This is a genomic window from Bradyrhizobium sp. (genome assembly GCF_016213215.1).
GTDB lineage: Bacteria > Pseudomonadota > Alphaproteobacteria > Rhizobiales > Xanthobacteraceae > Bradyrhizobium.
The window spans coordinates 45,549-67,182 of the sequence record NZ_JACRAW010000113.1 but is presented as its reverse complement, the minus strand read 5'-3'; the positions used below and the strand labels follow the sequence as shown (position 1 = coordinate 67,182).

19 protein-coding genes and 3 pseudogenes are annotated in these 21,634 nt (G+C 60.5%); 13 read left to right on the top strand and 9 right to left on the bottom strand.

Features of this window, described 5'->3' with window-relative positions; all coding sequences use genetic code 11:
- Both HY852_RS19745 and HY852_RS19740 read left to right on the top strand, forming a co-directional pair.
- On the top strand, window positions 1-279 hold a 279-nt coding region (locus tag HY852_RS19745), incomplete at its 5' end, for a transposase (protein WP_291606472.1).
- A 79-nt stretch (window positions 280-358) separates the two neighbouring features.
- Window positions 359-1,150, top strand: a complete 792-nt coding sequence (locus HY852_RS19740) for a transposase (RefSeq protein ID WP_291606471.1) — start codon at window positions 359-361, stop codon at window positions 1,148-1,150.
- 623 nt (window positions 1,151-1,773) lie between these two features.
- On the opposite strand, the gene HY852_RS19735 is transcribed toward HY852_RS19740, so the two are convergent.
- Both HY852_RS19735 and HY852_RS19730 read right to left on the bottom strand, forming a co-directional pair.
- Window positions 1,774-2,814, bottom strand: coding sequence for a sensor histidine kinase (locus HY852_RS19735; RefSeq protein ID WP_291606470.1), 1,041 nt, complete (start codon window positions 2,812-2,814; stop codon window positions 1,774-1,776).
- A 78-nt stretch (window positions 2,815-2,892) separates the two neighbouring features.
- Window positions 2,893-3,213 carry a response regulator gene (locus HY852_RS19730; RefSeq protein ID WP_291606469.1) on the bottom strand — a complete coding sequence of 107 codons (321 nt, stop codon included), beginning with the start codon at window positions 3,211-3,213 and terminating at the stop codon, window positions 2,893-2,895.
- Window positions 3,214-3,509: 296 nt separating this feature from the next.
- Here HY852_RS19730 and HY852_RS19725 point away from each other — a divergent pair, with 296 nt between their 5' ends.
- From HY852_RS19725 to HY852_RS19715, 3 genes are all read left to right on the top strand, one after another.
- Window positions 3,510-3,686, top strand: coding sequence for a hypothetical protein (locus tag HY852_RS19725; RefSeq protein ID WP_291606468.1), 177 nt, complete (start codon window positions 3,510-3,512; stop codon window positions 3,684-3,686).
- Between the two features lie 358 nt (window positions 3,687-4,044).
- Window positions 4,045-4,323 (top strand): hypothetical protein, encoded by a 279-nt coding sequence (locus HY852_RS19720; protein WP_291606467.1) that lies wholly within the window; start codon window positions 4,045-4,047, stop codon window positions 4,321-4,323.
- Between the two features lie 355 nt (window positions 4,324-4,678).
- Complete coding sequence (locus tag HY852_RS19715; RefSeq protein ID WP_291606482.1) at window positions 4,679-4,912, top strand: hexameric tyrosine-coordinated heme protein; 234 nt, start codon at window positions 4,679-4,681, stop codon at window positions 4,910-4,912.
- A 188-nt stretch (window positions 4,913-5,100) separates the two neighbouring features.
- Here the strand turns inward: HY852_RS19715 and HY852_RS19710 are convergent, their stop codons facing one another.
- Both HY852_RS19710 and HY852_RS19705 read right to left on the bottom strand, forming a co-directional pair.
- Window positions 5,101-5,877: an SDR family oxidoreductase gene (locus HY852_RS19710; protein ID WP_291606466.1), complete on the bottom strand. Its 777-nt coding sequence runs from the start codon at window positions 5,875-5,877 to the stop codon at window positions 5,101-5,103.
- A 26-nt stretch (window positions 5,878-5,903) separates the two neighbouring features.
- Window positions 5,904-6,602 (bottom strand): GntR family transcriptional regulator, encoded by a 699-nt coding sequence (locus tag HY852_RS19705; protein ID WP_291606465.1) that lies wholly within the window; start codon window positions 6,600-6,602, stop codon window positions 5,904-5,906.
- 194 nt (window positions 6,603-6,796) lie between these two features.
- Here HY852_RS19705 and HY852_RS19700 point away from each other — a divergent pair, with 194 nt between their 5' ends.
- The 5 genes from HY852_RS19700 (at window position 6,797) to HY852_RS19680 (ending at window position 13,451) form a co-directional block, all read left to right on the top strand.
- Window positions 6,797-8,053 carry an ABC transporter substrate-binding protein gene (locus tag HY852_RS19700; RefSeq protein ID WP_291606464.1) on the top strand — a complete coding sequence of 419 codons (1,257 nt, stop codon included), beginning with the start codon at window positions 6,797-6,799 and terminating at the stop codon, window positions 8,051-8,053.
- 102 nt (window positions 8,054-8,155) lie between these two features.
- Window positions 8,156-9,025, top strand: a complete 870-nt coding sequence (locus tag HY852_RS19695; RefSeq protein ID WP_291606462.1) for a branched-chain amino acid ABC transporter permease — start codon at window positions 8,156-8,158, stop codon at window positions 9,023-9,025.
- An 11-nt stretch (window positions 9,026-9,036) separates the two neighbouring features.
- Window positions 9,037-11,556, top strand: coding sequence for a branched-chain amino acid ABC transporter ATP-binding protein/permease (locus HY852_RS19690; RefSeq protein ID WP_291606461.1), 2,520 nt, complete (start codon window positions 9,037-9,039; stop codon window positions 11,554-11,556).
- A gap of 8 nt (window positions 11,557-11,564) precedes the next feature.
- Complete coding sequence (locus tag HY852_RS19685) at window positions 11,565-12,512, top strand: 3-hydroxyacyl-CoA dehydrogenase (RefSeq protein WP_291606460.1); 948 nt, start codon at window positions 11,565-11,567, stop codon at window positions 12,510-12,512.
- Between the two features lie 15 nt (window positions 12,513-12,527).
- Window positions 12,528-13,451 carry a 3-keto-5-aminohexanoate cleavage protein gene (locus HY852_RS19680; RefSeq protein WP_291606459.1) on the top strand — a complete coding sequence of 308 codons (924 nt, stop codon included), beginning with the start codon at window positions 12,528-12,530 and terminating at the stop codon, window positions 13,449-13,451.
- A gap of 663 nt (window positions 13,452-14,114) precedes the next feature.
- On the opposite strand, the gene HY852_RS19675 is transcribed toward HY852_RS19680, so the two are convergent.
- Window positions 14,115-14,999 carry a DUF1259 domain-containing protein gene (locus HY852_RS19675; protein WP_291606458.1) on the bottom strand — a complete coding sequence of 295 codons (885 nt, stop codon included), beginning with the start codon at window positions 14,997-14,999 and terminating at the stop codon, window positions 14,115-14,117.
- A gap of 648 nt (window positions 15,000-15,647) precedes the next feature.
- On the opposite strand from HY852_RS19675, the pseudogene HY852_RS19670 reads away from it, so the two are divergent.
- Window positions 15,648-15,972 (top strand): annotated as a pseudogene (locus HY852_RS19670) (MBL fold metallo-hydrolase); the annotation flags it as partial.
- A 158-nt stretch (window positions 15,973-16,130) separates the two neighbouring features.
- On the opposite strand, the gene HY852_RS19665 reads toward HY852_RS19670, so the two are convergent.
- A complete protein-coding gene (locus tag HY852_RS19665; protein WP_291606457.1) occupies window positions 16,131-16,463 on the bottom strand; it encodes a hypothetical protein in 333 nt (110 codons plus the stop codon).
- A gap of 516 nt (window positions 16,464-16,979) precedes the next feature.
- Between HY852_RS19665 and HY852_RS19660 the strand changes: the two are divergent.
- A pseudogene (locus HY852_RS19660) lies at window positions 16,980-17,164 on the top strand (hypothetical protein).
- 1,379 nt (window positions 17,165-18,543) lie between these two features.
- On the opposite strand, the gene HY852_RS19655 reads toward HY852_RS19660, so the two are convergent.
- From HY852_RS19655 to HY852_RS19645, 3 genes are all read right to left on the bottom strand, one after another.
- The gene (locus HY852_RS19655; RefSeq protein WP_291606456.1) at window positions 18,544-19,029 is read right to left on the bottom strand and encodes a hypothetical protein; all 486 of its coding nucleotides are present in this window, start codon (window positions 19,027-19,029) and stop codon (window positions 18,544-18,546) included.
- A gap of 137 nt (window positions 19,030-19,166) precedes the next feature.
- Window positions 19,167-19,649, bottom strand: a complete 483-nt coding sequence (locus HY852_RS19650; protein WP_291606455.1) for a hypothetical protein — start codon at window positions 19,647-19,649, stop codon at window positions 19,167-19,169.
- A gap of 314 nt (window positions 19,650-19,963) precedes the next feature.
- A complete protein-coding gene (locus HY852_RS19645) occupies window positions 19,964-20,869 on the bottom strand; it encodes a Ku protein (RefSeq protein ID WP_291606481.1) in 906 nt (301 codons plus the stop codon).
- A gap of 143 nt (window positions 20,870-21,012) precedes the next feature.
- Between HY852_RS19645 and HY852_RS19640 the strand changes: the two are divergent.
- A pseudogene (locus tag HY852_RS19640) lies at window positions 21,013-21,469 on the top strand (transposase); the annotation flags it as partial.
- Window positions 21,470-21,634 lie beyond the last annotated feature (165 nt).

Here is a 21,634-nt window from a genome sequence, read left to right as displayed (position 1 = left end):
GCAATCCGCTCGGAGCGTGCACTATGCTGCGAGGTTCAGCTCAACCTCGCCTATCGGTGGTTCTGCGGCCTCGGCATCGAGGACAGGATCCCGGATCACTCGGCATTCACGCGCGCCCGCAACGAGCGATTTCGCGATCATGATGTCTTTCGTCACGTCTTCGAGCGCGTCGTCGCTTCGTGCATCAAAGCTGGCCTTGTCGGCGGCCATGGCTTTGCCGTCGATGCCAGCTTGATCGCGCCGCTCGACGCCGGGCGACAAATGGAGCCACGACATTGACCCGACGAGGGCTGGGCGCGCCGTAAAGGACTACCTCGCCAATCTCGACGATCCAGCATGGGGTCGTGCGACCGACGTTGTGCCGAAGTTTGTCGCGCCCTCCGACCCAGCCGCGCAGTGGACTGGCGCTCTGCGCAACGCTGCGTTCTTCGCCTACGCCGACAATTACCTCATCGACATCAAGTTCGGCATCATCATGGATGTCGAGTCGTCCCGGGCGATCCGCCAATCCGAGGTTGGCGCATCCCGGACGATGATCGAGCGGACTGAGAAGACGTTCGGCATCAAGCCCGAGTGGCTTGTCGCCGATACAGCCTACGGTTCGGCCCCTAATCTCCACTTCCTGGTCGATGTGAAGGGGATCGCACCCCACATTCCGGTCATCGACAAGTCACGCCGCGAAGACGGTACGTTCAGCCGCGACGATTTCATCTATGACGAGGCGCGCGATCACTATGTCTGCTTCAGCGGCAAGATCCTGCCGCGCTCAAGCGGGGCACGCGGACCACGCGGGGATCACGCTATCTCGTATTTCTCGCGCGTCGCCGATTGCCGCGACTGCCCGCTGAAGTCGAAATGCTGTCCAAAATCTCCGAGCCGGAAGATCACACGCCACGTGCACGAGGCAGCGCGCGATGTCGCCCGCGCGATCGCCAACACGCCTGCCTACGAGCAGACGCGGCGAGATCGCAAGGAGGTTGAGATGCTGTTCGCCCACCTCAAGCGCATCTTGCGGCTCGGCCGCCTGCGACTGCGTGGACCGGCCGGCGCGCAGTTCGAATTTACGCTTGCAGCAATCGCTCAGAACCTTCGTCGCCTCGCCAAGCTGTCGCTCCAACCACCCGATACGGCCGCACCATGCGTTGCGTAAGTGGCGTCCGTCGCGTTGGTTGCGTCAGGCGTCAGTGCCCAGGGCGTCGCCGCAGGCCATGCTAAACAGGCGGCGAAGATCGCGAGCCCGAGTTTTCAGAAGCCAGCCCCGGCTGAGAGCGTTGCTCCCATCGACTTTTGCAACAACATCGGCCCAAATGCGAAGTCCGGACCGGCTCCCAGTTTGTCCGGTTATCTGGTCAGACCGGAAGCGGTTAGCCCAGCGCCCGCCTGACGCGATTGACCCGAATGTGAAGTCTGGGTGGTCGCTAATCGGCAGCCTTAGGTCGCCACCCCGAGCCGAAGTAGCTGAAAAAGCGCCGAATGTCCGCCGCCGCGGGCAGACCGGACTTGTCTCGAACTATCGTCAGTACCGCTCATGACCCCATAGCGTCGTTTCGCTGCGGTGTAGATTTTGTCTGCTGTCCGGGGATAGCGGACCTGGGAAGCCGTCCGCCCGGTAGATTTATGAGTTCACGGCCTAGTGCGACGATCCAGCAGCATTAGACTAACTAGAACCGCGCTGCCCGGTTACGGAGATTGACCGGCTGCGCAGACGAAAATGCATGTTACAGGAGAACCCGTCCGGTGAGAAATCGGGCTGCATCTCCCCTGATACCGCTTTCAGGCATTGCTCCATGAGCTTGGTCCCAAAGCCCCTGCGCGCGGCGCTCGCAAGAAGCGGACGACCGCCAGCTTCGATCCACCGCAACACGAGACGATCCTCCTCGATTTGCCATGAGACATCGACCTTGCCCGTCGGCACCGCCAAGGCACACCGTGCTTGGCTGCATTGGTTACCAGCTCGTGCACGAGCAACACTACGAACCTGGCTGTTTCCGGATCGAGTTCAACCTCGGGCCCAACGCCGACATACCGCCCGTTGCCATAGGGTGCGAACTCGTAGCTCAGGATCGCGTCAAGGAAGGTGGACTGAGCGAGCGGGTTCATGATCAGGTCGTTAGCAAACTTCACCGACCTGATGCGGCCCAAGATGCTTTCGGCACGTTCAGGCTGATCCTCAAGTGTTTGATGAATAATCGACTGGATTACGGCATAGGTGTTTCTACCGCGATGCTCCAGCTCCTTGGCGATCATCTCCTGCTCCTGCTGGCGGGTACGCACTCTCTTCAGGAGCAACCGACCATAGTGAGTAAAGAGAACGAGGACTCCGGCTGTTACAAGCCAGATCGCGAGTGCGATGATCACGTCGCGCGTCAGGGGCGTATACTGATATTGCGGCGGTATGAATGCCCAGTAGACGATGATCGCTGAAGCGAATGCCGCTCCGACTGCAGCGGGAGTGCCTGCCAATAGCCCCGTGAAAAGAACAGCGGGGAAGAAGGTGGCGAATCGGACGTCTGTCCCGACCAACTCCAAGGCCGCCCGAAGCGCCCAGGCGCATCCGACTGCAACTGCTGCTACGGCGCATGCACGCCAGGAATACGGTGGAGTGTCGTCCGCGAAATTCGCAAGCCGCTCGAGGACGTCATCTTGTGTACGCCGGCGCGAGTTATCCTTTTCCGCTTTGTGCCGACTGCCTGCGACGATTGTCGCGCAAATAATGCGATCCAGAACGGAAGAGTACGGCACGCAACGCCCCCAACACGCCGGCAGGCGAGCACGAGCGCACCCGCAGCTAGGGCATTCTATGCACACTTTCATGCATCGGAACAGTAAACTTGGAGGGAAAGCAGTAGCACTCTCGGGCGAAGGCTGCCACACGCTGTGCTGTGCCGACCTTCAGCAGGAGCCGATGGTCCCCGTCATCGTGTGCTCGAGGTCCGCGTGGGTGAAGGGCTTCCGCAGAACCGGAAACCCGCCACCAGCGGTCTCCCGTCCAGATACAACGAGCACGCCGAGGTCGGGTTTCTGCTGTTTCGCCCGCCGCGCAAGCTCGACGCCGTCGATGTCCGGCATGTTGATGTCGGTGATGATGATATCAATCCGGTCATTCTTCAGCAGGTGGAGCGCTTCGGTGCCGCTACGTGCGTAGAGTACTTCGCAGCCAAGGTCCTCCAGCATGCTCGTCATGACGTCGAGGACGTCCTCGTCGTCGTCCACTACCAACACCCGACGTGGCACGGCAAGTCTCCCTGTTTGCCTGTTTGCCTACACCTTCGGAATGACCAACGTTGAAATTCCGAGCTCAAGCTGCGGTTGGTGTACGCAATGCGTGCAGGTTCATCCTCGGATCCGAAACTAAGCAGTGCCGCTGCTCGATTGCGAGGGCATCGAATCAAGTTAGAGTCGCCCGTCGTGCAGGGTTGGATCGGTAGCTCCTTGAGACCGCCTCAAAAACAGCACCGGAACATTGACCTGAGTCACGGTGCGTGCTCTGGCGAGGGCAATGCTGCGCCATGAACAGCGCCACGTTCCGTTGCCCGACCACCGGCGACTACGTTCAGCATCGGTTCGAGGATGATCCGAGCGCGGGACGCAGTTCCTTCCTTGTCGTGCAATGCCCGGCCTGCGGCAAATACCATTTCGTCAACCTCACGACGAGCAAGCTCTTAGGCCACGAAAGCGAGTTATGAACCGCATGCCGGCCGATTGCCGCGAAACGCGCATTCCGCGCCGGGTTGCGCCTTGAGCGTCCGCAGCGTCCGCAGACGTAACATATGTTGAGGACGGAACCGGCGTACGCCCGCACGGTTGCAGTTGGCGCTTTTCGTGATGACTCGCGTCTGCTCCAAGTTGCCGGAAAGCGCACACCTCCACGGCTCCAGCTTGGCATCAGGCTGGAGCCGTTTTTAGTCCTGAATTCCTATCGCCTATGCGTTGCTCATTTGACTTCGCCTGCCGACCTCGGCGAATCAGGTCCCGGCCGGGCCGGACTCGCTCAAGATCAAATACGACGGCTATCGCCTGCGCCTGGAGCGCAAGGGCAAGCGCGTGCGCCTTGTCACGCGCAACGGCCACGACTGGACGCGCCGGTTCCCCTGGATTGTCGAGGCCGCCTTCAAGAACACACAGCAGCAGTTCATGATAGATGGCGAGGCTTTCGTGCTGGGCTTGGGCGGCATTTCCGATTCCACGCGCTCCACTCACGCAAGCGGCGGCCGTGAGGCAGTTGATGGGATCGTCACACGAGCAGCGGCGGACGGATTTATCGTCAGCCCTCGGATGAGCGAGGATGACCCGCGCGCACTTCGCGCAAGCCTCGCGTATTGAAAACATCCCGACGCCCCCCTGTCACCGGCAGCAACTTAGGGAACATTTCCGACCAATCTATGTTCTAGGTTAGGCGCGCTTGCGCGAGAACCGGCGCGGACTCACAACACCGGTTCGGGATCGCTTGGCGGCTTCAGGCCGGGCCTTTCGGTCCACTTGACGACGGACCGCATTTTGACCCCAAGCAGACGTCAGGCTTCGTGACGGTTACCTACCGAGACGTCATGGCGCGTGCAGCGAGGACATGGGAACCTCCTCATCACCGAATTTGCAATCAGGATCCAGCGCTTGAACTCCCTGGAATCCGGGGCAACCAAGGGATCTGTGCTTGGTTGAGGAGCAGTGACGAGGGAGAATTGAACATGGCGATATTTGGCTTTCATCGTTGAAAACTGATGGCCCGCAGGCGGGCTTTAAGCTTGCTGTCAAGCTCTCGCGAATGGGCGTCAAGCTTACACAACCATCCGATGAAGTAAGGTCGCATTTGCGCGCTGCTTACGAGCAGGATTCAGCGCAGCTCATGGCCGCTTCCCACATTATCGCCATCCACTTTCAAACTGTCGCCGCTGCGAATAATTGGTGGCGATAGCTAGCACCGGCTAGCTATTTCCGCTGTTCAGCGCTCAACAGCCCGGTTAATGGGTCAACAAGCGGCGCTGCCTCAGTCGAACGCTGTCGCAGCTCTACCGCTTCTCTGATGGCGCGCCCCTAGGCGCGCGAGGACCGCCCGTTTGCGGCCCCGCAGGCGGGTCAGCTCTTAAGCGGGATGTTGGCCGACTATCCGAGCATCTGGGTATCGCCGCAGATCGAGATCGCCTGCCCGGAGATGGTGCGTCCGCGCGAACTGCAGATGAACAGGATCTGATCGGCGATCTGCTCCGGCGTCACATAGTCCTTGATCGAGGTGTAGGAGAACGCCACGCGTTCCATTTCCGCATAGGAAATCCCGCGCTGCTGCGACTTGGCCTCCAGCACCCGGCGCTGGCGGTCGCCTGCAACAAGGCCGGGAAGGATGGCATTGACGCGGATCCTGTCGGGCCCGAGTTCAATCGACAGGGACTTGGTAAATCCGATCACGCCCCATTTCGCCGCCGCATATGGCGTGCGCATTGCAAAGCCAAGCCGACCGGCAGCGGAAGAGATGTTGACAATGGAAGCGTTGTGGCTCTGCCTCAGCAAGGGCACTGCGAGGCGCGTACAATTGAACTGGCCGGTCAGGCAGACCTGAAGGCAATGATCCCAGTCTTCCGGGTTCATCTCCTCGATGTTGGAGGTCGGGCCGGCGATGCCCGCGTTGTTGACGAGCACGTCAAGGCCGCCGAGATGGCCGAGGGCGTCGTCGAACATTGTTTTCACCAAGTCGCGATCGGCGACATCGCATCGCGAGCTCGTGATCTGTGGATCGCTCTTCGCAAGCGCGGACAGCGCCATGTCATCGACGTCGCAGACGTGAACCCTGGCGCCCTCGCCAATGAAGGCGCGGGCAATCGCCAGTCCGATGCCACCCGCGCCCGCGGTGACCAGCACGCGCAAACTCTTGATATCCAGATCCATATCAACCTCCAATCCAGATGAGAATATCAGCCAGCAAGACGCCCGCGCGAAAGGATGAATTCCGCCGCTCCGCTGATGTCGCCTGCGATCCCCGCCCGTGCCGCCTCGCTGTTGCCGGCGGCGATCGCCTTGCGCACGTCGGCGTGAAAACGGATTGCGCCGCCTTGTGCGAGCCGCTCGGGATTTTCTCGCAGGTCGAGATTGATCACAGGCCCGGCTTTCAGCCAGAGCGAGCGGATGATTTCGGCCAAGATCGGCGAGTGCGCCGCTTCATAGACCGCAAAATGGAAGGTCTTGTTCAATTCGACCGCGCGCGGCAGATCGGGCTTCTTGGACTTGCTCTCGGCGCGCATGGCTTCTTCGGCTTCCGCAATCGCCGCCAGATCGCTCTTCTTGCGGTTGCGCGCCGCTTCCGCCGCGGCATGCCCCTCGATGGTGATGCGGACGCTGGTAAGATCGCGAAATTGCGCCACCGACATTATCGGCACGCGTACGGCACGATTGGGCGTCACCTCCAGCGCCTTGTCGGCAACCAGCCGCGACACCGCTTCGCGCACCGGCATGATCGACACGCCGAGCACGTCGGCCGATGCACGCAAGGAGAGCTTTTCGCCGGGCGCCAGCCGACCGGACATCAGGAGTTCAGCCAGCCTCCCATAAGCACGCTCACCGAGCGTCTGGCGGTCGAGCGGCTCGACCAAGTGCAGCGCAGCAGGCAGGTTCAACGGAATCTCTCCCAGGAACCGGCGCGTGGAGTTCGCGCGCCGAGGGGACTCGACAATCGCCCCATCTTCTGCGACCCTAACTGTGATCACAGATCACGGCAAGCGCGATTGCCTGCACCGTTCGCAGCACCGAATGCCGGAAAACAAAACAGCCGCGCCGATGATCGCGGCCCATACGGGAGAGGCCCAGGCCAATGTCGAACAATCGTGATTTCACGCGCCGCAGCCTGCTAAAGACCGCCGGCGGCATTGCACTTGTTTCCGGAATTTCCACGCCCGCCATTCTGCGCGCCCAGACCGCCGAGGTAATCCGGATCGGCCATCTGACGCCGCGCACCGGCTTCCTCGGACCGCTCGGCGAATATGCCGTGATGGCCGCCGACCTCGCTGTAGAGGAGATCAATGCGTCAGGCGGCATGATGGGCCGCAAGCTCGAGCTCTTGAAGGAGGACTCGGTCAATCCTCAGACCGCCTCCACCAAAGCCGAGCGAATGATCGAGCGCGACAAGGTCGCCTGCATCATCGGCGAGATATCGTCCGCATCCTGTCTGACCATCGCGCAGGTCGCCCAGCGCAACAAGGTGCTCTACATCAACACGGGCGGCAATTCCGACGCGCTGCGCGGCTCTGATTGCAAGCGCTACATGTTCCATGTCGAGTCGCAGAACTCGATGTATGTGAAGAGCGTCGGTCGCTCCTTCCTGCGCGACGGATTGGTCAAGGGCAAGAAGTGGTATTCGCTCACGGCCGACTATGCCTTCGGCCATGACCTGTTGAAGGTCGCCAAGCGCTTTATGGAAGGCAATGGCGGCAATTTCGCCGGCGACGACCTGGTGCCAACCGACGCCACCGATTTCTCCGCGTATCTGCTCAAGATCCGCGATGCCAAGCCCGACCTCGTCGTGATCAATCTCGCGGGCACCCAGACCACCAATTTTCTCAAGCAATATGCCGAATTCGGCCTCACCTTTCCGGTCGGCGGCTTCGGCTTCGATACCGCGCTGGCCTGGGCCGCTGGCAAGGGCAATTTTGTCGGCACATGGCCGGTGGTCTGGCATCACCTGATCGACACGCCCGGCAGCAAGAATTTCGTCGCCGCCTTCACCAAGAAGTATTCCAAGCCGCCCGAAAACCAGGCTTGGGGCGATTACGTCGCAACGAAGATCGTGGCGCAGGCGGTCAACGAGCTGAAGTCGACCGACTCGACCAAGATCATCGAATATTTCGAGAAGGGCGCGAAGTTCGACCTGTTGAAAACTCGGCAAGGCTACTTCCGCGCCAGCGATCACCAGCTCATGCACGAGATGTACGCGGTGACCGCACTGCCGGCCGACAAGATCAAGAACCAGTGGGACGTCTTCAGCTCGAGCCCGTCGGTTCCGGGGCCCAATGAAGATCTCGAAGCGATTGCCGCGACCAAGGAAGAGAACAGCTGCACGTTCGCGACCTAGGCTGATAACGGCGTCTCCCGGGACGGCTCCGCGGGAGGCGCCGGCTCCGCCGGGTTTCGTTGTTGTCTTGCGCCTTTCGCGCCAAGCCAGAGTCTTGTTCTCATGTTGCTAGCGCAGCAAATCCTCAACGGGCTGCTTGACGGCGTCTACTATCTCCTGATCGCGCTGGGACTGTCGCTGATCTTCTCGCTTGGTGGCATCGTCAACCTCGCGCATGGTGCGTTCTACGCCATCGGCGCCTACCTCACTTTCGTGCTGTCGCCCTATCTCGGCTTCGGCGGCTCGTTCGTGGCCGCACCCGCCGCAGTAGCGCTGCTCGGCATGGTGATCGAGCGCTCACTGTTCCGCCGGTTCTATCGCTCTGATCCTATTCTGTCGCTGTTGCTGACCTTCGGGCTGGCCATGATAGCCGAGCAGGCACTGCGCATGATTTTCGGCGCACCGCCATTGTCCTACTCGATCCCGCCCTGGCTACGCGGACAGGTCGCGATCGGCAGCTTCATCTATTCCTTCTACCGCGTTGTGCTTATCTGCATCGCCGCCGCCTGCGTCACTGGCCTGTGGGTGCTGTTGCAGAAAACCCCCTTCGGTCGTGTGGTACGCGCCGGCGTGCAGAATCCAGACATGGTTGGTGCGCTCGGCATTTCATTGCAACCCTATATGTCGGCTGTCGCCGCGATCGGGATCGGGCTCGCAGGCCTTGCCGGCGTGCTGCTCGCACCGATCTATTCCATTCATCCCGCGATGGGTCAGGAGATCATCACGCCTGCGTTCGTCGTGGTCGTGATCGGCGGACTTGGTTCATTCTGGGGCGTGGTCGCCGCCGCGCTGCTGGTCGGTCTCGTCAAAGGCGTCATGGTCGGCATCGGCTATTCCGCGGCCTCTACCGCTGCAATCTACCTCTTGATGCTACTGGTGCTGCTGTTTCGGCCGCGAGGCCTGTTCGGCGAGCGCATCCTGCGGTTCGAATGAGGCGGCCCGCGATGTCAAAGCGCCTGCCAATCCCGCTGTTCATCGCGGCCTTCGTGCTCCTGGTCCTGCCGTCCGTCCTCCTGACACTCGGGCTGACCATGACCTCGGCCAGCGAAGTCGTGATCTACGCCATGGCTTGCATGGCGCTGAACATCCTGGTCGGACATACCGGGCTGGTCTCGTTCGGTCACGGCGCCTGGTTTGGGCTCGCGGCTTACGCCGCCGCGCTGATGCAACGCAACGTGATGCCCGATTCGATCTTCGGTCCGACAATCGCCGGCGTATTCATCGTAGCCGTGATTGCTGCTGCCTTCGGCTTCCTGATCCTGCGACGGCGCGGGGTGTATTTCTCGCTGTTGACGCTGGCACTGTCGGCGATGCTGTACGCGGTGTCGTTCCGCTGGACCGAAGTAACGGGCGGCGAGAATGGATTGGGCGGGATTACCCGACCTACCCTGTTCGGCTTCAACCTCGAATCCTCGACCGACTATTACTGGTTCGTCGCTGCCATCGCGTTGATGGTGTTGATCCTGCTGTGGCGGTTCCACAACTCTGCCGTTGGCAGCGTGCTGGTTGCGATCCGTGAGAACGAGGAGCGCGCACGCTTTCTCGGCTACCCAACCAACCGCTACAAGCTTTTCGCCTTCACGCTCTCGGCCTCGATCACCGGGCTCGCCGGCATACTTCTGCTCTACCAGAACCGCATGACATCCGCCGACCCGATCTCGGTGGCGTTCTCCGGCGATCTCCTCGCCATGGTCGTGATCGGCGGCATGCGTAGCTTCCTCGGTCCGGCGCTCGGGGCATTGTTCTTTATCCTGTTCCGCGAATTCCTGGGAATCTACACCGAGAACTGGCTGTTCGGGTTCGGCCTCATATTCGTCGGCTTCATCGTCTTTTCGCCGACCGGTCTGGTCGGCGTCGGCGAGCGGCTCTTCGCGCCCTTCCGCAGGAAAGTGGTCGAGGATGCGGCGATGTCGGCACGACGGGTAGAGGTACTGCCGCTGCCGGAATTCTTGCGGCCGAAATCATCGGTCGACGGTCCCGTCCTCGCGGCCGAGCACATCTCCAAGAGCTTCGGCGGCATCAGGGCGGTGCGGGATGTCGATATCTCGGTCGTGGATCGGACGCTGCATGCGCTGATCGGCCCGAACGGCGCCGGCAAGACCACCGCTTTCAACCTGCTCTCGGGCATGTTCGCCCCGGATCACGGCAGCGTCTCGTTGATGGGCCAGCCGATCGCCGGCTACGCACCGGAGCAGATCGCGAGCGCCGGCATCGGGCGCTCCTTCCAGATCACAAATCTGTTTCCCGCGCTGAGCGTCGCCGAAAATATTCGCCTTGCGGTGCAAGCGCGCCACCCGCGGCGCTTTGATCCCTTGACTCCAGCTTTGTCAATCGAGGCGATCAATGCCGAAACCGACGCCACGATCCGCTATCTCGGCCTCGCCGGTATCGAGACGGCCGAAGCGGGCATGTTGTCTTATGGCGGCCAGCGCCTGCTCGACATGGGCGTGGCCCTGGCGACCGCGCCTCGCATCCTGCTGCTCGACGAACCGCTTGCTGGCCTCGCCGCGGCCGAGCGTGAGCGGATCGGTGCGATCGTTAAACGGATCTCGACCGATCTGCCGGTACTCCTGGTCGAGCACGACATCGACCGCGTGTTCCAGCTGGCCGATCGCATCACGGTCATGAACGAAGGCAAGGTGCTGCTCGACGGCTCGGTCGAGGGCGCTCGCGCCAGCAGCGCCGTGCAGGAGATCTATATCGGTTCCGGCACCAGCGCGGTGGCGGCACGACCGCGCGAAACCGCGGCCCGCGCCGGTGCGCTGCTCTCGGCCGAGAACGTCAACACCTACTACGGCAAGAGTCATATTCTCAACGATGTGAGCTTTGCCCTACATGAGAACGAGATCATTGCCCTCCTCGGCCGCAACGGCGCTGGCAAGTCGACGCTGCTCAAGACGCTGATCGGCATCGCGCCGGCTGCCGGCGGATCTATCAACCTTGCCGGCAATGAACTCGCCGGGCTGCCCTCGGCCGAGCACGCAAGGCTTGGCATCGGCTACGTACCGCAGGGCCGAGGCCTGTTCGCCGGCATGAGCGTGGCGCAAAATCTCGAGCTCGGGGCCCTGAAGCGGCAGACCGGCAACGGCGTGCACTGGACGCGCGAGCGCATCTACGAGTATTTCCCTCGCATCAAAGAGCGGCTCAACAGCCCCGCGGATTATCTGTCCGGCGGCGAGCAGCAGATGGTCGCGGTGGCCCGGGCATTGTCAGGCGACGTGCGGGTGCTCCTGCTCGACGAACCCTTTGAAGGTCTTGCGCCGGCCGTGGTCGAACAATTGTTCGAAACTTTCGACCGCCTGCGCAGGGAAGTCGCCATCATCATTGTCGACCACAATCTCGATCTGGCGCTGGCGCTCTCGGACGTCACCGTCGCGCTTGAACGCGGCCGGGTCATCCATCAGGGTCCGTCCAAAGCCCTGCGCGAGGATCTCGAACTGCGCCGCAAGGTGCTCTGGTTGTGAGGCAGGATATGTATCAGCCCAAGACCGTCGCTATCGTCGGCACTGGCCTGATTGGACGTGCCTGGGCCGCGATCTTTGCCCGCGCCGGATGGGAGGTGCGGCTCACCGATCCGCACGAGCCGACGTTGCAGGCTGCGCCCGGGCTGATCCGCGACGAGTTGCATGCTCTGGCGCGCCATGGATTGGCTGACGATCCCGAGGGGGCCGCCGCCCGGCTTTCGGTCACGGCCAGTCTGCAGGAAGCCGCGACCGGAGTCGCCTTCATCCAGGAGAACGGGCCCGAGCTGGTGGAGCAGAAACAGGCGATATTTGCCGAGCTCGACAGGGTAGCGCCAAAAGACGCACTGTTGGTCTCTTCGACATCCGCCATTACCCCATCGCGCTTCACGGAGAAGCTCGAAGGCCGTGCGCGCTGCCTCGTCGGCCATCCTGTCAACCCGCCGCATCTGGTGCCGCTGGTTGAACTGTGCGGTGCTCCCTGGACCTCGCCCGAGGTGATAGATCGCGCCCGCGCGATCTATCACGACATCGGTCAGGTGCCCGTCACGATCAAGCGCGAGATCAACGGTTTTGTGCTGAACCGCCTGCAGGGCGCACTACTGGCCGAATCCTTCCGACTGGTCGGCGAGGGCTACATTTCCGCCGAAGATCTCGACCACACCGTCAAAGATGGCCTCGGCCTGCGCTGGTCCTTTCTCGGCCCGTTTGAGACCATCGAAATCAACGCGCCCGGCGGAATACCGGATTATTGCGCCCGCTATACGGGTTTCTACAGGGAGCTTGCCGCAGCACCGGCAGGTCCGGAAGTCTATCAAAGCCCGAATGTCGACCGCGTGATCGCCGCCTGGCCGCACCAGGTAACGCCTGAACGCGTCGCTGCCTTGACCCGCCGCCGAAACGAGCACCTTGCGGCGCTCACCGCGCACAAGAAAGATGTCAGCAAGACTTTTCCTTGAGAAGGAGATCACGACATGGCCCGCAAAGTCATCATCACCTGCGCTGTCACCGGCGCGATCCACACCCCCTCGATGTCGAAGGCATTGCCGGTGACCCCGCAGGAGATCGCTGACGCCGCCGTCGAAGCCGCGGAAGCCGGAGCCGCCGTCGTGCACCTGCACGCACGAAATCCGGAGACGGGCCAGCCCGACCAGAGTCCTGACGCCTTCGCGCCGTTCCTGAAAATCATCAAGCAGCGCTCCAATTGCGTCGTCAATCTAACCACCGGGGGCGCGCCGACCATGACGGTTGACGAACGCGTGCGGCCCGCGGCGGTGTACAAGCCCGAGGTCGCTTCGCTGAATATGGGCTCGATGAATTTTGGCTTCTTCGGCATGCTCAACCGCTTCAAAGCTTTCAAGCACGAATGGGAGCGCAAGCACGTCGAAAACAAGGATATCGTGTTCCGCAACACCTTCCAGGACATCGAGTTCGTGCTGAAGACGCTGTCGGAGACCGGAACCCGCTTCGAGTTCGAATGCTACGACACCGCGCATCTCTATAACCTCAACTACTTCCTTGAACAGGGATTGGTGAAGCCGCCGCTGTTTGTCCAGACCGTGTTCGGGCTGCAGGGCGGCATCGGTCCGCATCCGGAGGACGTGCTGCACATGAAGCGCACCGCCGAGCGCCTGTTCGGCGACAGGTTTATCTGGTCGGTGCTCGGCGCCGGACGCCATCAACTGCCGATCGCGGCGATGGCAGCAGCGATGGGCGGCAACATCCGCGTCGGCCTTGAGGACTCACTATGGGCTGCGCCGGGGCGCATGGCGGAATCGAATGCCGAGCAAGTGCGCCTCGCCCGCAAGATCATAGAAGGTCTGGGACTCGAGGTTGCGACCTCCGATGAAGCGCGCGAAATCCTCCATTTGAAGGGCGGCGATACGCTGCAGGTATAGGTTGCCCCTACCCTCTCGCAGGAAGTACCATCAGCTCTCGACATGGAAGCGGACTGCTGGTCATGGAGCGCCGCATCTCCCAATGCGGAAGGCTTAATTGATCGCTCCGATAGGCGTCCGCTCGAGCGAACGTCGGACCCTAGTGTCGCCATTCAATCGTGCCTGCTCCACCGGCTTGACCTGCTTAGGTCAAGCCGGTGCAGTGTCGCCGTCACATTTTATCCCACCGGAGCCGAATTACAGCAGGCTTCCACGACCGTTGCAGAACAATGCTCTCAGCGTTGTCTCAGTTGGAAAACAATTGGATTTGACGTTTGGTGGATGCCTTTGCGCTCAGTTGCCCGGGCACAACCGTCAAGTACTAATACATCACTTGTGGTGCTGGAAACTGAACAGCACTATGCCAGGCAGCATCACAAGCATGTCAGAGGATGATATGACGTTCACAGTGGGACGCAATCCATCCGAGCAATTTGATGGGCTGCGAGATGAGCGAAGCCGATCACTGAACTAGATTGGAGTTCAACGCCCCCGCGACGCGCCAGCCATCACAAAAAGACAAAGGACCGCTATTGCTCTTTTGACCATGATCTGTGCCCCTGATATTTACGCCGCCACTTCTCCGAGAATAACCGGCTACCTTGTCGCCCTCACACTTGAAAATCAGTGCAGCGCGACTGCTGTCTTATCGAGCGCGGCGCGGACGCCGCGCGCCAGTTTCAACGCATCGTCGTTGGCCCAGAAATGAATGAAGAACATACGCGGCTCTTCATCAAGCATATGGCTGTGGATCGCGGTCACTTCGATGTCGCTGGCACGTAGCGCCCGGATCAAGGGATTGACTTCGTTGCCCGTCACCAAGAAATCGCCGGTGATGGCCGCCTTGCCAGCGTCGGTTGGCTGAAAGTTGATGGCGTTGGCGCCGCCAAGCGCGGCATTGACCTGCATGCCCCCCTGAGTCGTGGATTCGCGGCGCGGGATGCCAAACTGATAGACGCCTCCATTGGCGGTGCCCTTCGCGCCCATCGCCTCATCGATCTTGGCGGTGTCGAGATCGACAATTGGCGCTGCGGTAGTCGCCGGTGGATCGAACGGCGTCTTGCTAGCGGAGGAAAGAGCCGCGCGAATGCTTGCCGCCATCTTCTCCGGATCACCGTGCCCGGCGATGTGCATGTAGAGAGTGGCGGGCGAGGCACGCAGGATGTGGTTGTGAACCGCGGTGATCTCGAACCCGCTGTCCATCAATTTGGTCATCACGGGCGTGATCTCGGTTTCGAGTAGGACAAGGTCGCCCATCACCATGGCCTCGCCATGCATCGGCGCGAAGGTGACCCAGCCGCCGAGTGCTAGCGCGGGCTTAATGGCGATGCCGTCCAACGTGACGTGCAGGTCCGAACGCGGCAGCCCATAGCGATGAACCTCGCCGCTGACGGCGGCGGCCTTGCCAAGTGCGGCGTCTACCTTCTTCCACTCGATGTCAGCGGCGCGGGCGGGCAGGGAAATTAGCAGAGCGGTGCTTAGCGCGACGAATGTGAGGGGCCGCTTCATAGCCTTTTCCTTTTTACGCTGCCAATTACTTAACGGACGCGATGGGCATGTCGCCTCGTGGGGAGATCGCAACTCCGCATGGCCGATCCAATCTTACGGACGAACGAAAGTTCCGATGCTTCGCAGTATCTTCAACACTTCCCGGTGGTGGCGGGACCAGTCGACCGGCTACTGAATTGTAGACTGGAACTTACTGCTGTAGGGACGTTGCTCCCACATCGGGACGTCAATTCGATCAAGCTCCCAGATAATTGATCAGGCAGCAATCCCAGCACGAGGAAAACAAGTAGGAGAACCCACCCGATTCCCATCCCGCCCGTCATTCCGAACGACATATAATCCATCATGTTTCATCATGACCTTACCTCACAATCCGGTGATACATAGCGATCCGACCTTCGGTATTTCGAGCGTTCCTATTTATGTGTTCCAAACAGGCGCGCCGCCCGAGACCGGTCAACGCGCGACGGCTCGTCGGCCAAAGCGCTTCCTTAAGTTGCGGGATGAACGCAAACGCGTCGAGATGCGCTTTTGCTCATCTCAAGATCCACCACAGTTTTGTACGTATGCGGCTCCGAGGGCTCTCCGGTGCGCGAATATGAGTGGCCCTCGCCCCTTCGCCCGGACACTTCAAGACGGACCATCCGGGTCGACAAGCTGGAGGGCGACCATGATGTCTTTAGCGACGGCAGTGTGATTCTCATCGCGACCCCCGGGCACACGCCCGGCCATCAATCGCTTTTGATCAAACTGCCCAACACCGGCGTGCTCCTGCTCTCGGGCGACGCCGTCCATTTCAAGGACAATTGGGAAAACCGCCGCGTACCTGACATCAATTTCAACAAGGAGCAGACCTCCGCCTCCCTGCAGCGGATAGCTAATATTCTCGCCAAGGAAAAGGCGCAACTTTTGGAACAACCATGACAAGGTGCAACGCGACAGCCTAAAGATGGCGCCGGGCTTCTATGATTGAGGTTTGCCGGCTGTCTCTGACGTCATGGAGCTGTGTACGCGCAGAAAGGCAAAGCGGACGCCGCGATGCGAGCGCCAAGACTGAATGCCCCGAAGCGGACTTAACTGCCTTTAATGAAGGCACCGCGATCGGCCCGATCCGACTCACGCACCAAGAGATCACGTCATCATCAATGCATCGGACTCTGCTTTCAGGCCGATCACGATCTCGACGATCTTTGCGTGCCAAGCCATTGCTTCTTCAAATGTCGAGTGGCGCCAATGAGCTTCCGGGCTTCCACCCCGGAAGACCATAGTTTCAAAGAGGAGCGGCTCGTTGTAACTGGGCTGCGCATGATCCCAGCCCAGAAAGATCGTGCGGACATGCACGTCCCGGACCCGATCCTCAGCGAGCTTGATCCGGTCCGGATGTGCTTTCTCGAAGGCGATGAATTCAAGGATGTCATCGCCAATGGGAGCCGGCTGGAACTGATCGTCAAGCATGTAGAACATCGGCTGCCCCCGCATTCTCGGCTTCTGGCCGTAAGTAGACGGCGTGGCATTCGACGATGCAGAACGCGCCGCGCTCCTGACGTGAGTGGCGTCTGCATGGTGTGTAGAAAACGAACCGCTTATCTTCTGAGGCCCTATCGCCGCATTCCGGGCAGCCTCTGTTCGCGGCATCGCCGGTTGCGGTGACCAGCCCAGAAAGATGGTCAGTATCATCGAGGACGGTCATAGTGCTCCACCGCTACGATACGGAGCCCCCCGCGCTGATCCTTTCGATTGGGCACCTGATCTGTCAAGGCAAGCAGCCCATCGGGATAACAAAGGTTAAAGACCTCAGAGACATACGTCCGTTCGCACATGACGCGATCGGGGATCTGCACGTCGGGCCTCGCTGTTTTCGGACTGATCACTCAGACCGCACCATCGAGGACGCCGCCCAAATCGGTTGACTTTCCCCGGTTTGAAGCCCCGAAGATAGCCGGCTGTCGCTTGGCTGGCATCAACAAGGGAGAGCAGCCGATGCAGGACATGAACGCGCAGGCAGAAAAGCTCCGCACCGACGCGGCCGAATGTGCCCTGATCCGCGATCTTGCCACGGACCCCAAGAAACGCGATCTGTTCGCACACTTTGCTGAACCCTCACAGTTCTGGCGCAGGAGGTCGAACGAGCCCTCGAAAAGCAATCTGCACCTGATGCAGCTTAGGGAACGGCGCAATCGAGCAGATCGAGTTGATCGTACAGCTCATTTGCGCGGATAAGCGCAGCGCCTGCCAGTTTGGTCCTTGAAACGCGGACGGAGAAGCTGATCCAGGCGGTAGCGCGCTCTCCATCTGGTCCTCCTGCGGAAAACTCAATCTACATCATCAATGTGCTTCCATAGTTTGCACGATCAGCTCTCGGCCTTGGGCGTTCGAGGTTGTCCGCGTCTTCAGTATCTGCTGAGCCAAGTGGTATCGTGCCGAAAATTTCTGCGCTGTTGCGTTAACAAGCGAACAGACGAGCCGTCTCAACAACCTGCAACATGGCTGTGGACAGGGAGGAAACGTCCATGGACGGAGTAGAGCGAGCGTTGTTCGTTAGTACGGTGGCAGGTTTCTTTGTGTTCCTCAGTGCCATGTCTCTGTTGATAATCATTAATTAGGACAGATGAGAACAGCGGCGAGATAGCAGCGGCGCGGGAAAACGCTTGCTTCGGGTGCCCCGACAGCCGAAGCAGACGGCGGCCTCAGCTCTCGTTCTGAGAGTTGGGGCCGTTCCCTCCATCACCCCTGCTTCTCTGCCCAGCAATATGACCTTCTCGCGGTTCATAAATGCAAACGCAGGCACACTGAACAAAGTAGCGTCGTCTCGTCCTTGGCGACGCTGCTTGGCCTTCGCCTGACCCCCGCGCAGATGAGCGGCATTTACGACCGTAGCGAAGGGCCGTTGGACATACATTTGTTAAGGACGGAATAGGCGTGCGTCCCGCAACGTGAGTGTGGCGCTTTGCGTGATGACTCACGTCTGCTCCAAGTTGCCCGGCAAAGCGCACACCTCACGGCTCCAGCTTGGTATCAGGCTGGAGCCGTCTTTAATCCTGAACCCATATCTCCAGCCAATACGTTGCCCATTTGATTTGACTTCTTGCCTGACCTTGGCGAAGCGGTCCCGGCCGCGCGACTGGCTCACGAAATCAAGTCTGACAGTTGCCGCGTGCGATCCACCGGGAGGGCAAGCGGGGGGCCTTTGGTGTCGAAGCACCGGATAGGCCCTATCGAGGCGGCCGCAAAAGGGCTGGGTCAACGTCAAGAACCGAAAACATCCCGCGATGAAGCGGTCAAATGGACTGAACCCGCAAGCACCGGCGCCGTTATCAGGCCATGATCGGAGGATTTGACATCGTTCATGAACGGGCCTTCTGGGCTGCACTGGCTGCTGGCTTAGGCCCGATTGCGATCGGCGGCATCCTCCTATGGTGGTCGGACAGCTGATCGCATTGAATGCCGTGCCGTGCGGGGAGGAAGGGCGTGTCCGACTAGCCCTCTGCAGTCACGAAAAGGGCCCCACCGGAGTGGGCCGCGAGTTGGCGGGTGGTCCGGCCTGTCACGTCAGCGGCGGCCATAAGGGAAGCGGCGTCGGCATCTTCTGCGCCGGATAGCAGAGCCACGGCGCCGGACGGACGCGAAATAGGTTAGATAGAGAGAACCCGGCGTGAGAGGCAGACCCCGTTTCGTAAAGTCTTAGCATATTGCTCAACCAGCCGCGTAATGATTTCCCGAGTAGTTCTGGGTCCTGCCGTAGCTTTAAGAGTTCTGGATCACTGCGACCTTTGATCAGATCGCGGCGATGCTTTCGGACCGCTTCAAGCCAGGTGTCATCAAGAAATTGACCAGCCCCTGTAGCGCTGGAATGCTTATTTCTCTTATCCGCAACTCCCGTCGATTCGACTTTGATGATGCGCTCCACCAGAGCCTTGATGTCTATTGCCTCGATTGTCTGACGGTTTGGGTGAGTACTGCGAATAATGTAGGAACTTAGGATCGCAGCCGACGCAATCGCCGCCGTCAAGACGATCGCCGCGATTGCCACGCAAACCGACTCTCGCGGCCCACCGCTCGTCGGGGCGGGGCGCCGTGATTTCGGCCGTGCTTCTGTCTGCTTTGGGGCCTGGGCCAAGGGTGTCGGTCTGGCGCTGCCTGGCTCGATATTGCACAAGAATCGTTGGGCTAGGTTCGGCATCGGGAGGACAAGTTCAATGCTTTGAGCAGGCCATCGAACGCACCCGGACGACACGGCTTGTGCTCGACCATCGCATCAAATCGCTCCGTCTTTGGAGCTCTGTTGGAATTTATGAGCTTAGGCCGAGTTCTTTTACCAGTTGTATACTTGGGCTTAGGGCTTAGCTTTTTGACAACGTGTTTTTTGTCGTTTGTACCAAGCTGAACAGTGCTCAAATCCTTTTCTGAAATTATGGCCGCCAGATTCGGGGTTGACGTTGGTTCAACAGGTGAAATCTCCGCAACTAATGATTCATGCTGCAAATGGTGGACTTCGCGCCTATCAACCATCTCCAAGGTTTCGATGCTTGCGTCGAGCGCTAATTGCTCAAACCGATCCGGCGCACTTGTTGTCGTGCGTGGTGGTGTCGCCAGCTCCATGATAGCAAGTGCGCTGAGGCCAACAACGATGAGACCCACCCTCATCATCATCCACTCTTCCAACACGAAGAAGTTTGATCCGAGGCGGGCGAAAGAATCTGCCCACATCGCAGAACGATTTTTAGGATCCAATTAGGCGGGTTAGCGGCAGAACTGACTTGCTCGCAGCAGCGGCGAGGTAGTCTTATAACAGGGTTAATGACGCCCAAACGCATGCGGCCTGCACGGGGCCTACGCCCGCGAGCGCGCCCTCGCCGTTGCAGCTCGGGAGCCGCCAGCCGCGTCGCTCCGGAGCAGCCTGCGGCAGAGGTTCGGGACGTGCTGGATTCAATTGGCGACACCTGCCCAGAATGCCCGCCGCAGGTCTAGGCCGACTTGCGCCGCGTCTTCGGCTTCTTCGCGGCCGTTTCCCGCGCCGGTTGCTTGCCTGCGATCGGTAGGAGCATCTCCTTTTGTCCCGCCGCGGTCTTCTTTGGCTTCTTCGAACCCTTTGACGTCTGCTGCTCCTGGCCGACGCTCCGGCGCAGCGCCTCCATCAGGTCGACAACGTTGCCGGCGGCGGGCTTCGCCTTCGCGGTGATCGACCGGCCGGCGCGTTTTTGGCTAATCAGCTCGGCCAACGCCGCCTCGTAGTGGTCCTCGAACTTCTCGGGCTCGAAATGCGCCGACTTCTTGTTCACGATATGCCCGGCGAGATCGAGCATGTCCTTGGTCAGCTTCACGTCCTCGATGTCCTCGAAATACTCCCGCTCGGAGCGGACCTCGTAGGGATAGCGCAGCAGCGTGCCGACGAGGCCCTTGTCCAGCGGTTCGAGCGCGATGATGTGCTCGCGGGTTGTCAGCACCACGCGCCCGATCGCGACCATGTCCATGTCGCGGATGGTCTCACGGATCACCGCAAAGGCGTCGTGGCCGACCTTGCCATCCGGCCGCAGGTAGTAGGGCCGGATCAGGTAGCGCGGATCGATCTCCTCGCGGTGGACGAACTCGTCGACCTCGATGGTGCGCGTCGAATCCAGCGCGATGTTCTCCAGCTCCTCCTTCGTCACCTCGAGATAGGTGTCCTTGTCGACCGCATAGCCCTTGACGATGTCCTCTTTCGCCACCTCCTCGCCGGTCTCGGCGTCGACGCGCAGGTAACGGATGCGATGCCCGGTATTCCTGTTAATCTGGTTGAAGCTGATCTTCTCGGCATCGGCCGCGGCCGGATAGAGCGCCACGGGACAGGTAACGAGCGAAAGGCGCAGGAAGCCCTTTTCAATCCGCGCGATGGAGCCTGTCGGTTCATCGACCGCGCTGTGAAGCTGGATTGAGTCCGCAACGAGATCGCGCGGATGCGCAGGCTGCTGGAAAACTCAGTTTACGCAAGAAGGGGATTGAAGGCGACAAGGGACTTCCGCCGGAGGCCGCTGGCCGAGCAATCGATGAGTATCTGGCTGTCCTCGACGATGCCGCTTTCGGAGCGGCGACCGAAGTCACGCCGAAGTTCGTGTCCCCCTCTGACCCGGCGGCGCGCTGGACGGGGGCGCACGGCAGCCAAGCCTTCTTCGCCTACTCGACGAACTACCTGATCGACGTCGAGAACGCGATCATCGTCGATGTCGAGGCGACCACGGCAATCCGGCAGGCGGACGTGTTGGCTGCCAAGCGCATGATTGAGCGTTCGCTCGAACGGTTCGATCTCTATCCGAGCCGGCTCCTCGGCGACAGCGGCTATGGCTCGGCCGAGATGCTCGGCTGGTGGTCCACGAGCACGGGATCGAGCCACACGTTACAGTGTTCGACAAGTCGGCCCGCACAGACGGCACCTTCTCCCGCGAGGACTTCACCTATGACCAGCGGGTGACGTCTACTGCTGTCCCCGTGGCAACGTCCTCACCACGACCGGAGCGCTGGTGAACGACGTCAGCAATTGATGCTGCAGCCCTTCGGCCTCACTTGAAACCTGTCCATCTCGAACACGATAAGATTTTGTTCGAGGCCGGAGAGGAGATCGCGGATATCTACTTTCCCAGCCGTCCCCGACGTTGATGGTG

Coding starts and splice junctions, on each gene's coding strand:
- HY852_RS19650 (WP_291606455.1), bottom strand. CDS start 19,649: ATGATGATGAGGGTGGGTCTCATCGTTGTTGGCCTCAGCGCACTTGCT.
- HY852_RS19735 (WP_291606470.1), bottom strand. CDS start 2,814: ATGAAAGTGTGCATAGAATGCCCTAGCTGCGGGTGCGCTCGTGCTCGC.
- HY852_RS19685 (WP_291606460.1), top strand. CDS start 11,565: ATGTATCAGCCCAAGACCGTCGCTATCGTCGGCACTGGCCTGATTGGA.
- HY852_RS19725 (WP_291606468.1), top strand. CDS start 3,510: ATGAACAGCGCCACGTTCCGTTGCCCGACCACCGGCGACTACGTTCAG.
- HY852_RS19690 (WP_291606461.1), top strand. CDS start 9,037: ATGTCAAAGCGCCTGCCAATCCCGCTGTTCATCGCGGCCTTCGTGCTC.
- HY852_RS19700 (WP_291606464.1), top strand. CDS start 6,797: ATGTCGAACAATCGTGATTTCACGCGCCGCAGCCTGCTAAAGACCGCC.
- HY852_RS19680 (WP_291606459.1), top strand. CDS start 12,528: ATGGCCCGCAAAGTCATCATCACCTGCGCTGTCACCGGCGCGATCCAC.
- HY852_RS19710 (WP_291606466.1), bottom strand. CDS start 5,877: ATGGATCTGGATATCAAGAGTTTGCGCGTGCTGGTCACCGCGGGCGCG.
- HY852_RS19665 (WP_291606457.1), bottom strand. CDS start 16,463: ATGTTCTACATGCTTGACGATCAGTTCCAGCCGGCTCCCATTGGCGAT.
- HY852_RS19695 (WP_291606462.1), top strand. CDS start 8,156: ATGTTGCTAGCGCAGCAAATCCTCAACGGGCTGCTTGACGGCGTCTAC.
- HY852_RS19675 (WP_291606458.1), bottom strand. CDS start 14,999: ATGAAGCGGCCCCTCACATTCGTCGCGCTAAGCACCGCTCTGCTAATT.